Raw genomic sequence first — 12,276 nt, forward strand, 5'->3', positions numbered from 1 at the left:
TGTTCGGTCGTGTCCTCCTCAGTTGAGCCCGAACCCGTCGAGGAGATCGAAGATCTCGTCATCGGTGGCAGAATCGATCTTTTCCTTGACGGAGGCGGCCGCCTCGCCGTCATCAGAAGCAGGGGCGGTGGTCGGCCCGGCCAGGAAGTTTCGTAGCCTGACCGCGATCCGTTTCCGCCCCTCACCGCCCTCCACCAGGCCTGACAGGGCAGTTTCCAGCTTGTCGATCTCGGCGATCAGGAACTGGACGGCCTGCTCCTCGCCCGAGGAGCCGGATCCGAGCTCAAGGCCCAGGAAACTGGCGATCGCGGTGGGCGTGGGATGGTCGAACACGAGCGTCGGAGGCAGGCGCAGGCCGGTGGCGTTGCTCAGCCGGTTGCGCAGCTGAACCGCTGTCAGCGAGTCGAAGCCGATCTCGCGGAACGCCCGTCCGGGCTCGACCGCTTCTGCCGTGGAGTGGCCCAGAACCACCGCGGCCTGGCCGCGTACGAGGTCCAAGAGCAGCGCGGACCGGTCCGCTTCCCCCGCGGCCAGCAGGCGCTCCCGGAGCGCGCTCGCGGAGCCCGGCCCGCACTCCGAGGTACGCCGTGGCGGCGTGCGAACCAGGCCGCGCAGCAGCGGCGGCAGCGTGCCCTCGCGCGCCAGCTTCTTCAGCTCCTGCCGGTCCAGCCGGATCGGCACCAGTGCGGCCTCGTCCAGGGCCCGCGCGGTGTCGAACAGCGCCAGGCCCTGGTCGGACGTCAGCGCAGCGACGCCACCGCGGGCGAGCCGTCGCACGTCGTCGCCGCCGAGGTGGCCGGTCATGCCGCTGGCCTCCGCCCACAGACCCCACGCCAGCGACGTACCGGGCAGCCCGGCCGAACGCCGCCGCAGGACCAGCGCGTCCAGGAAGGCGTTGGCCGCTGCGTAGTTGGACTGGCCCGGGCTGCCCAACACGCCGGCCACGGACGAGAACAGCACGAACGAGGTGAGAGCGAGATCCTTCGTCATGTCGTGCAGGTTCCAGGCAGCATCGATTTTCGGGCGCAGTACCCGGTCGACCTGTGCTGCGGTCAGTGTGTCGAGCATGCCGTCGTCGAGCACACCGGCGGCGTGCACCACGGCGGTCAGCGGGTGCTCGGCAGGGACGTCTGCCAGCAGTGCCGCCAGCGCCTTCCGGTCGGCGGCGTCGCATGCCACGACCGTGACGGCCGCGCCGAGTTCGGTCAGCTCCGCCCGCAGATCGGCCGCGCCCGGGGCCTCCGGGCCCCGGCGGCTGGTCAGCAGCAGCTGCCGCACCCCGCGCTGGGCGACCAGGTGGCGCGCGACAGTGGCACCGAGGGTGCCGGTGCCGCCCGTGACGAGCACTGTGCCCTCCGGATCCCAGGCCGACTCGGGTCCGGCACCTGCCCCGGCTGGGACAGCGACCCGTTCGAGGCGCGGGGTGAACATGTCGCCCCTGCGGATCGCGAGTTGCTCCTCGCCACCGGCGACAGCAGCCGCGAACGCGCGGAGTGAAGCGTCGTGGCCGTCGACGTCCACCAGAGTGAACCGGCCGGGATGTTCCGACTGGGCGGAGCGCATCAAACCCCACACCGCGGCTTGCACCGGGTCCGCTGCGGTCACGTCCCGGCCGGTGGCGACCGCCCCAGTGGTCACGATGACCAGCCTGGACGCGGCGAACCGCTTATCGGCCAGCCATGCCTGTACGCGTTCGAGCGTGCGGTGCACCACACCGCGAGCCCTGAACGCCGTATCCTCGGCACCGCTCTCCGCGTTTTCGGCAGCACAGCGGACCACGACCGCGTCCGGGATCGTTGCGCCGATATCCGCGAGGTCCTCATACGTCGCAACCCGCGCACCCGAACCGCTCAGCGCAGCTCCGAGGTTCGCAAAGTCGTCGCCGATAACCGCCCACTCGGCGGCCGGGCCGGTGGTCGAGCCGACGGCCGCGGCCGCCTCGGGCACCCACACCACGCGGAACAACGAGTCCTGGCCCTCACCGGCCGCAGCCGCGAGCTGCTCGGCCGAGATCCTGCGTACGGCCAGTGACTCGACCGACGCGATCGGCGCGCCCTCGTCGTCGGCCACCCGGACGTTCACCGCGTCCGTTCCGGCCGCCGAGAGCCGTACCCGCAGCGCAGTGGCGCCGCGTGCGTGCAGGGAGACCCCGGACCACGCGAACGGCAGAGGCACCCCGCCATCACCCGGCCCGGCCACGCTCACAAACCGGCCGAGTCCGATCGTGTGCAGGGCCGAGTCCAGCAGCGCCGGGTGCACACCAAAGCCGTCCGCCTCCACACCTTCCGGCAGGGCGACCTCCGCGAAGATCTCCTCGCCCACGCGCCAAGCGGCTCGCACGCCCTGGAACGCCGGGCCGTACTCCAGCCCGGCCGTGGCCAGTTCCTCGTACAGCGCGGAGACATCCACAGGTTCGGCCCCGCGCGGCGGCCAGGGCTGCGGGCTCCGCGTCCCGCCGGTTTCCGTCGCGGCCAGGGTGCCGACCGCGTGCCGTGTCCATGCCTGCTCGGCTTCGGCGCACTCCCGCCGGGAGTGGATCACCACCGAGCGGCGCCCCTCACTGTTCGGCTCCGCGACCGAGACCCGCAACTGAACGCCGCCCGCTTCGGGCAGGACCAGCGGCACCTCCAGGGCCAGCTCCTCCACCAGGGCGCACTCCGCCTGGCGGCCCGCTTCGATCACGAGCTCCACCAGCGCGGTGCCCGGCAGCAGGACGGTGCCCATGACGGCGTGGTCTCTCAGCCACGGATGCGTCTCGAGGGAGACCCTGCCTGTGAGCAGGACAGCGTCGGACTCGGGCAGGGCCACCGTGGCACCGAGCAGAGGGTGCCCGGTGCTGCCGAGGCCGATCGCCGCGGCATCGCCGCCGCCCGCCGATGAGTTGAGCCAGTACCGCTGCCGCTGGAACGGATAGGTCGGCAGTTCCACCCGGCGGGCTTCCGTGCCCGCGAACACCGTGGCCCAATCCACGGGGACACCGCGGACGTGCAACTCGGCGAGAGAGGTCAGAAACCTCGTCCACCCGCCCTCGTCCCGCCTCAGCGTTCCGGCCACAACGGCAGGCACTGTCGCATCGTCGACGGTGTCCTGCACGCTCATGGCGAGCACGGGGTGAGGGCTGACTTCGACGAAGACACGGTGGCCCCGCTCGATCAGCACGCGGGTCGAGGACTCGAACCGGACGGTCTGGCGCAGGTTGCGGTACCAGTACTCGGCATCAAGCTCGGCTGTGTCCACCCAGTCCTCATCCACAGTGGAGAAGAACGGCACGTCTGCCCGGCGTGGACTGATGCCGTCCAGTGCGCTGACCAGCTCCGCTCGGATCTCCTCCACGTACGGAGAGTGCGACGCGTAATCCACGGGGATCCGCCGTGCCCGGACACCACCGGCCGCGCAGTCGGCCAACAGCTCGTCGAGCGCCTCGGCATCGCCTGCGACCACCACCGATGACGAGCTGTTCACCGCGGCCACCGTCAGCCGGCCTGTCCACGGCTTCATACGTGGTTCCAACTCGGCCCGCGACAACGGAACCGCGACCATCCCGCCGCGACCCGCGAGGGCGCCCAATGCCCTGCTCCGCAGCGCGACTACCTTGGCAGCGTCTTCCAGGGACAGTGCGCCTGCCACGCATGCAGCTGCGATCTCGCCCTGCGAGTGCCCGAGCACGGCGTCCGGCCGCACGCCGGTGGATCGCCACAGCTCGGCCAACGACACCATGACGGCGAACAGCACCGGTTGGACGACATCCACCCGCTCCAGTGACGGCGCTCCATCGACCCCTCGAAGAACATCGATCAGTGACCAATCGATATGCGGAGCCAAGGCCTCGGCACAGGCCAGCATCCGCCCGGCGAACACCTCGGACGTGTCCAGCAGTTCCAGCGCCATCCCCACCCACTGAGAACCTTGGCCGGGGAAGACGAACACAACCTTGCCCCTGACGTCGGCGATGCCTTCGATGAGGTGGGTGGCCGGTGTGCCGGTGCCGAGGGCCTGCAGGCCCCAGAGGAACCCTTCTCGTTCGGCAGCCAGGACGACTGCCCGGTGTTCCAGTGACGTTCTGGTGGTGGCCAGCGAGTAGGCCACGTCGATGACATTGGTGTCCGGCGTTGTGGCGGACAGCAGCCGGTCTGCCTGGGCGCGCAGGGCCTCCGCCGTCTTCGCCGATACCAGCCAAGGGACCGTACGCGATGGGCTCTGCTCGGTCGTTCCTGTCCGGTCAGCCGGTCCTGGAGTATCGGCCGACTCGACCTCGTCCGGAGCCTGTGCCTGCTCGATGATGACGTGAGCATTAGTGCCACTCACACCGAAGGAAGAAACCCCGGCCCTGCGGGGCCTGCCGGTCTCCGGCCACGACCGGGCCTCGGCCAGCAACTCCACCGCACCCGAGGACCAATCGACATGCGGCGACGGCTCGTCGATGTGGAGCGTCCTCGGCAACACCCCGTACCGGGACGCCATCACCATCTTGATCACACCACCGACACCGGCAGCCGCCTGCGTATGACCGATATTCGACTTCAACGAACCCAGCCACAGGGTGCTGGGGGTGCCGTCCTGCAGAAGCGGACGTCCTCGTCCGTAGGTGGCCAGCACTGCCTGTGCCTCAATCGGGTCGCCGAGTGCGGTTCCGGTGCCGTGTGCTTCTACGGCGTCCACATCGGCCGGGTCGAGTCGTGCGTTTGCCAGCGCCTGGCGAATGACCCGTTGCTGGGAAGGGCCGTTCGGTGCGGTCAGTCCGTTGGACGCACCGTCCTGATTCACCGCCGAACCGCGGATCACGGCCAGGACCGGGTGTCCGTTGCGGCGAGCGTCCGAGAGCCGTTCCAGCAGCAGCACTCCAACGCCCTCGGACCACCCCGTACCGTCCGCTGCCGCGGCAAACGCCTTGCACCGGCCATCCCGGGACAAGCCCCGCTGGCGGCTGAACTCCACGAACACCGCCGGAGTGGACATCACCGTCACGCCACCGGCCAGCGCCAATGAGCACTCCCCCTGCCGCAGCGACTGCGCAGCGAGGTGCAACGCCACCAACGACGACGAACACGCCGTATCGACCGTCACCGCCGGGCCCTCCAGGCCGAAGCTGTAGGAGATCCGGCCGGAGGCGACACTGCCCGCAGTCCCCACACCCAGGTACGCCTCGAGGTCTTCGCGAATCTCGCCGGGACGAGCGGCGTAGTCGTGGTGCATCACTCCCGTGAATACGCCTGTTCGGCTCTCCCGCAGGGTGCCCGGGTCGATACCCGCTCGCTCGAACACCTCCCAGGAGGTTTCCAGCAGCAGACGCTGCTGCGGATCCATGGCGAGGGCCTCCCGGGGAGAAATCCCGAAGAAGGAGGCATCGAACTCACCCGCGTCGTGAAGGAAACCGCCGTGGCGGGCGTAGGTCGTGCCCGGGTGGTCCGGGTCCGGATCGTAAAGCCGCTCCACGTCCCAGCCCCGATCCCCCGGGAACTCCGTAACGGCGTCAATGCCCTCGGACACCAGCCGCCACAAATCCTCCGGCGACCGCACCCCGCCCGGATACCGGCAACTCATCCCCACAATCGCCACCGGCTCATCCGACAGCCGGGCGGAGGCAACCGGCTCTCTCGTCGGGCGGTCGCCCACGAGTTCTGCCCGCAGGTGGCAGGCGAGTGCGGCGGGGGTGGGATGGTCGTAGGCCACGCCGGTCGGCAAGCGGAGCCCCGTCGCCGCGGTGAGCCGATTGCGCAGCTGTACGGCGCTCATCGAGGTGAGCCCGATTCCCTTGAACGGGCGATCGACATCGATGGACTCTGCCGTCAGTCCGCATACCTCCGCGACTTCGTCCCGCACCAGATCCAGAAGCAAGCTGTCCCGCTCGGCCTTCGGCAACCCGGCCAGGCGCCTGCGGAGGGCCGCCCTGTCCTCTTCGTCCGGTGCACTCAAGCGACTCGGCACGTCGACCAGGTTCCTCAGCAATGGCGCGACCGACCCCGTCGCGGCCGGTACCTGAAGCCCCGCCGTGTCCAGCCGCACGGCGACGAGGAACGCCTGATCCACCCTGTTCACCGCGTCGAAGAGCGCGAGGCCCTCCTGTCCCGAGAGCACACCGAGGCCGGGCAGCAGCGTGCCGGGGGGAGTTCGCGGATCCCACGGACCCCATGCCACCGACACAGCGGGCAGCCCCCGAACGCGGCGGTGCTGTGCAAGCGCGTCGAGGAATGCGCCGGCCGCGACGTCCTCACGCCGGTCGACGGCACCCAGCGCGCCCACCGCAGAAGAGCACAAGACGAACGCCGAAAGGCCCATGTCCTCAGTGAGTTGGTGCAAGTTGAGCGAGCTGCCCACCGTGGACGTGAGCGCCTGACCCGCATCGCCTGCCAGCACCGAGAGCGCGGTGCAGTCCAGGCCGGTGTCGGTGTGCACCACCGCTGTGATCGGACGTCGCGCCCCGTCCAGAACCGCTGCGAGCGCGTCTCGGTCCTCGAGGTCGCACGCTGCAAGCACGACCGCAACTCCCAGCCAGGTCAGTTCGGACTTGAGTTCCGCCGCTGCCTCGTCGGCCCCTCCGCGCGGACTGATCAGCAGCAGATGACGTACGCCATGCGCGGCTACCAGGTGACGCGCGATCCGCGCGCCGACCTGGCCCGCCGCACCGGTGATCACCACGGTGCGTCGCGGATCGAGCAGCGCCTTCGAGCCGTGGTCGGCGGATACGGGAACCCGTGCCAGCCGGGGCGCTAGTACCGCCCCGGAGCGGATCGCCAGTTGCGGCTCACCCGCGTCGAATCCGAAGGGCAGGACATGGCCCGTGGCTTCGTCGTCGGCATCGACGATGACGAACCGGTCCGGGTGCTCGACCTGCGCCGCGCGCACCAGTCCCCACAGCGGCGCGTGGACCAGATCGCTGACGTCCTCGGTCGGCCCTGTCGCAACCGCGCCTCGGGTCACCAGGACGAGTCTGGAGGCCGTCAGTCGGTCCTCTGCCAACCACGCGGTCAGCTCTGCGGAAGCGTCTTCGACCACTCGATGCGTGGCCACCGCGGGATCTTCGGTGACGCCGGGCCCGTACGACACCAGAACCGCCGGCGGCGCGGGTGCACCCGAAGCGACGGCAGCACGCAGTTCGGCGAGATCCGCATAGTTCAGCACCTCGACGCCGGCGCCGAGGAGTCCGGGTGTCAGCTCGAAGGGGTCATCACCCACGACGGCCCAATGACGCGAGGCCGGTGCCGCCATGGCCGAGGGCAGCGGAGTCCAGTCGACGCGGAACAGTGACTCGTAATGAGTGCTGCTGGTCGCGCGCAACCGTGCAGGCCGTTCCAGTAGGACGTGACGGGTTGTCTTGCCGGAGGCGGTGCGCGGGATATCCGCGATCTCGTAGAGCTCCTCGGGCACTTTGAACGAGGACAGTTGCTCACGGCAGGCCGCGAACAGCGCTTCGGGATCCAGCCCGCCCTCACCGGGCACCACGAACGCCACCGGGACCTCGCCTAGCACGTCGTGCGGTTTCCCGACCACCGCCACGTCCGCGACGCCCCGTTCTCGCAGCAGGACCTGCTCGACCTCGCCGGGGTGGATGTTCTCGCCGCTCCGGATGATCAGTTCCTTGATGCGGCCGGTGATCGTGAGGTAGCCGCACTCGTCCTGGCGGGCCAGATCGCCTGTGCGGTACCACCCATCGGGCAGCGCGGCAGCGGTGGCCTCCGGCTGGTTGTGATAGCCGGCCATGATGCTCGGGCCGCGTACCCACACCTCGCCCTCGTCGCCGGTGGCGACGTCGGTCCCGCTGTCCGGATTCACCAGGCGCACGCTCAGGCCGGGTACGGGCAGGCCGCAGGAGCCCTCGACCCGGGTGCCCGTCGGCCAGCTCGCGGTGATCAGCCCGCAGGTCTCGGTGCTGCCGTAGCCGTCGAGCAGGGGCACGCCAAAGGTCCCCTCGAACGACGTGCGGAGCGGGGCGGGGCACACCGCGCCGGCGGACAGGCAAATCCGCAGTTCAGGAGCGGTGAACTCGGTCTCGTGTGCCGCCCGCAGCAGAAGGTGGTACATGGTCGGTACGCCGACCAGAAACGTGAAGTGCTCCTCGCGCAGGGCCTCCAGCGTCTCCTCGGCCGAAAAGCCGTTCGTGATGCGCGCGGTGGCACCGGTCGCGGTCACCCCGAGCACGCACAGGACATGCGCGAGACTGTGGAACAACGGCGCAGGCCAGAGCATCCGGTCCTGCTCCGACAAGCCCAGGATCGGCGCGTAGCACGCGGCGACCGACCAAAGGCAACTGCGCTGGGTGGACAGCACGCCCTTGGGCTTTCCGGTGGTCCCCGAGGTGTAGAGCATCCAGGCGAGATCGTCGAGCCCGAGGTCGTCACGGGCGGGCGTGGCCGGATCACGCGAGGCCATGGCGGCGAACGACACCGAGCCCGGTGGCGCGTCGGCAGGCAGGGCATTCTCCCCGGTGACGACCAGTCGAAACGGTAAGCGCTCCGGCAGCAGCCTGCGCAGCTGACCGAGGTGAGCGGCATCGGTGATCACTACTCTGGCGCCGCTGTCGTCGAGCAGATAGGCCAACTCGGCATCGCTGCTCTGCGGGTTGAGGGGGACACCGATCGCGCCGGCCCTGGCGATCGCCAGGTAGCTCTCCACCACCTCCACGCAGTTGTCGAGGTAGATCGCCGCGCGGTCGCCGGGCTGCAGCCGCAGCTCGGCGAAGTGTCCGGCCAGCCGCCAGGTTCGCCTTTCCAGCTCGGCGTAGTTCACGCTGCGCCGTTCGTCGGCAAAGGCGACCTTCTCTCCGAAGCGATCGGCGTGTGCCCGCAGAAGTTCGGGCAGCGGCCGGATCAGCTCGGTACGCAGCATGTGGACACACCTCTCAGTCGCATCAGCCATGCGATTCCTGCTGACGGAAATGGTTGCGCCAACTGCACCCCATGTGTTTGACGCGCACTCAGCTTGACCCTGGAACGTATCCGGGTGACACCCCTAGCGGTCCCCTATAACCTCCCTATTTTTGAGCACTTCGCGGTTCTCGCAATCAGCACGCAGCAACTCCTGATTCGCCGGTGCTACGTTCCCTGGGCGCGCACCAAGGACCTCATGAATCACTAGTTCAGGCGGAGAGATGCCCAAGTTGCTGCATCCTGCACGAGCCAATGCGGTCGCGAATACGCTGACCTCAAAGTTCACAGCCATCAAAAATGTGGGAGATGTTCCCGATGCCAGGCCCGGTTCACGAGTGCTCGGGCTCGTCAACTATTCCGACACGGGTACCGACCCGCAGTCGCGAAACGGACATGTTGAACTGAGCATCCACATGGCCGATTCTGCGGACAAAGGGTTCTCGGAGGCGTGGTACACCGGACGGCCGACCGAGTGCGGAGTGCGCGACGGAATCAGCTACGCACATGACGGCGAGTACCTGTTCTGCGCGGGGCGCATCCCACCCGCCACCGCGTACACCGAGGCGACAAGGGCAGCGTATTCCACCATATTCGATCTGATCGCGTCGCTCGGGTACCGGAACATCTTCCGTATGTGGAACTTCGTGGCCGACATCAACGGCGACAACGCCGAGCACCTGGAAATATACCGGGACTTCTGCCGAGGGCGGACGGAGGCGTTCGAGCGCCACGGCATGCCGACCGACCAGATGCCCGCGGCGACCGGGATTGGTTCGCTCGGCGGCGGGATCGCGTTTTATCTCCTCGCCTCGCGGTCAGGCCACAGGGTCAACATCGAGAACCCGAGGCAAATGGCGGCCTACCATTATCCGAAGCTGTACGGACCCAAGTCACCCGCCTTTGCCCGCGCTACCTACATCGCGCCTGAAGGCCCACCGGACACGAACGGGCAGCTCTTCGTCGCGGGTACAGCCAGCATTCTCGGGCACCGGACGATTCATCAGGGCGACGTTGAAAAGCAGTGCAGCTTGGCACTGGACAACATCAGCAGTGTCATCGGCACCGGCAATCTGTTGCGGTACGGCATACAGAAGGGTTACGAACTCACGGATCTGCGCAATGTCAAGGTCTACATCCGGCGCCGGGAAGACATGCCCGTCGTGCGGAATATCTGTGAGCAAGCCTTCTCGCCGACAACTGACATCGCATATCTGAACGTCGACATCTGCCGCTCGGAGCTGCTCGTCGAGATCGAAGGAATCGCAGCCTGACCAGCTGACTTACACCGCGTCATACGTACGATCCGCCCATCGATTCCAGGTCGTGAGAGTCGTGACGAAACCTGAACTGAGCCGTGCCTACGATTCCCTTTCCGACGACACTGCCACCGCCTGGCGGCGGCTCCCGGCCGCCCAGCAGCCCGACTGGCCGGACCCGGCAGCACTGCACCGGGTCACCGAGGAGCTGCGCGAACTCCCCCCGCTCGTCTTCCCCGAAGAGTCCGACCGGCTGCGGGTCCGGCTGGCCGCCGTCGCGCGCGGCGAGGCCATCCTGCTGCAGGGCGGCGACTGCGCGGAGACCTTCGACGGCACCTCCGAGGAGCAGGTCCGCAACAAATACGCGGCGCTGGGGCAGATGGCCGCCTCACTGGCCGATGCCGCGTCGGCCCCGGTCGTCACCGTCGGCCGGATCGCGGGGCAGTACTCCAAGCCGCGCTCCCGCCCGCTGGAGGTCCGCGACGGGGTGCCCCTGCCCGTCTACCGCGGCGACGCCGTGAACGGCACAGCCTTCACCGCCCAGGCCCGTACGCCCGACCCGCAGCGGCTGAAACGGGCGTACCACGCGTCGGCGGTGACGCTGAACCTGCTGCGCGGGTACACCGCGTACGGGGCCTGTGGCACGGAGCGCTGCGACGACGAGTTCTTCACCAGCCACGAGGCCCTCATCCTCGACTACGAGAGCGCGCTGACCCGCACTGACCCCGAGTCCGGCGGAATGTACGGCAGCTCCGGCCACATGCTGTGGATCGGCGAACGGACCCGGCAACCGGGCGGTGCGCATATCGAGTTCGCCTCGCGCATACGCAACCCGATCGGTGTCAAGCTCGGCCCCGAGGCCACCGCCGACGACGCTCTGGACCTCATCGACCGGCTCGACCCTGACCGGAAGCCCGGCAGGCTCACCTTCATCTCGCGCATGGGTGCGGGCGCGGTACGGGAGGTGCTGCCCGACCTGGTGGAGAAGATCACGGCGTCGGGCGCGCAGGTGGTGTGGGTGTGCGACCCGATGCACGGCAATACCTTCTCGGCGCCGAGCGGCCACAAGACGCGCCGGTTCGCGGACATCCTCGACGAGACAACGGGCTTCTTCGAGGTGCACCGCGATCTGGGTACCCATCCCGGCGGCATCCACCTGGAATTCACCGGTGAGCCGGTCACCGAGTGCGTTGGCGGCACGGACGGGGTGACGCTGGACGAGCTGTGCCACCGGTACGACAGCGCCTGCGACCCGCGCCTGAACCGCCGCCAGGCACTGGAGCTGGCCGCGATCGTGGCGGACCACTACCGCTGAGCCCCACCCGGAACAACTCAGCTCGGTCTTCGATCTGCATGGCGAGAGCTACGCGCTGGACTCGGCGTGTTCCGGCGGACGATGCGCTGGCGGCCGGCGAACCGGGTCCATGCGGTGATCCGGGGTGTGGGAACGGCTAATGAGGGGACCGTGCAGGGCGGGATGCATCCCCAGGCGGCCGGTCAGCTCCGGGCGTTGCGCCGGGCCTACCGCGATGCGGGCCTGACCCCGGACTCGGTGGATTACCTGGAGGCGCACGGCACCGGGACCACGGTCGGCGACCCGGTCGAGGTCGGCGTCCTGCGCGAACTGCGCGGTGAGCGGGGTGAGCGGGGTGCACCCGGCTTCCTCGGCGCGGTGAAGGCGGTGGTCGGGCACTCGCTCAACGCCGCGGGGATAGCCGGACTCATCAAGACCGTCCTGGCCGTGCACCGGGGAGTGATACCGCCGCAGCCGGAGTTCGACCTGGCCGACCGTTCCGGGCCCGACGCCGCGCGGCTGACCGTCCCGACGACGCCGACCTGATGGCCGGGGGCCGGGCAGCCGCGCCGGGCGGGGGGTGAGCGCCCTAGGAGGCTTCGGCGGCACCGGTATCCATCTGGTGGCGGAGGAGTGCACCACGGAACCAGCCCGCCCGGCACCGGACGGGGGGCCGCACCTCCTGGCGCTCCTGGCGGACGCTCGCCAGCCTCATCCGCATCAGCGCCGCCGACCGGAGCTGCAGTGGCCCGAGGAACGCTGTCGGAAAACCCAGGGCGCCTTCGGGATGGACGGCACGCATGCGTGCTGAACTCTTCCCCCGGGGGACGAGCGTCTGGCGACCATCGCGGCAGCCTTCCTC

At 69.0% G+C, this 12,276-nt stretch carries 4 protein-coding genes; 3 read left to right on the forward strand and 1 reads right to left on the reverse strand.

The genetic code is table 11. The features are described 5' to 3' along the window. Positions 1–18 precede the first annotated feature (18 nt). The gene (locus ACTWQC_RS11395; protein WP_443315494.1) at positions 19–8,823 is read right to left on the reverse strand and encodes an SDR family NAD(P)-dependent oxidoreductase; all 8,805 of its coding nucleotides are present in this window, start codon (positions 8,821–8,823) and stop codon (positions 19–21) included. A 262-nt stretch (positions 8,824–9,085) separates the two neighbouring features. Here ACTWQC_RS11395 and ACTWQC_RS11400 point away from each other — a divergent pair, with 262 nt between their 5' ends. The 3 genes from ACTWQC_RS11400 to ACTWQC_RS11410 all read left to right on the forward strand — a co-directional run bounded on the left by ACTWQC_RS11400 (position 9,086) and on the right by ACTWQC_RS11410 (position 11,960). Beyond that, the gene (locus tag ACTWQC_RS11400; RefSeq protein ID WP_443315495.1) at positions 9,086–10,135 is read left to right on the forward strand and encodes an FkbO/Hyg5 family chorismatase; all 1,050 of its coding nucleotides are present in this window, start codon (positions 9,086–9,088) and stop codon (positions 10,133–10,135) included. Between the two features lie 61 nt (positions 10,136–10,196). Continuing rightward, positions 10,197–11,435: a 3-deoxy-7-phosphoheptulonate synthase gene (locus ACTWQC_RS11405; protein WP_443315496.1), complete on the forward strand. Its 1,239-nt coding sequence runs from the start codon at positions 10,197–10,199 to the stop codon at positions 11,433–11,435. Between the two features lie 150 nt (positions 11,436–11,585). Beyond that, entirely contained in the window at positions 11,586–11,960 is a 375-nt protein-coding gene (locus ACTWQC_RS11410) for a hypothetical protein (RefSeq protein ID WP_443315497.1), read from the forward strand. Positions 11,961–12,276: the final 316 nt, after the last annotated feature.

This window comes from Streptomyces sp. 8N616 (assembly GCF_052246385.1).
Classification (GTDB): domain Bacteria; phylum Actinomycetota; class Actinomycetes; order Streptomycetales; family Streptomycetaceae; genus Streptomyces.

What these genes read in the sequence shown, in the direction of transcription:
- ACTWQC_RS11395 (WP_443315494.1), bottom strand. Translation starts at nt 8,823, where the DNA reads ATGCTGCGTACCGAGCTGATCCGGCCGCTGCCCGAACTTCTGCGGGCA.
- ACTWQC_RS11400 (WP_443315495.1), top strand. Translation starts at nt 9,086, where the DNA reads ATGCCCAAGTTGCTGCATCCTGCACGAGCCAATGCGGTCGCGAATACG.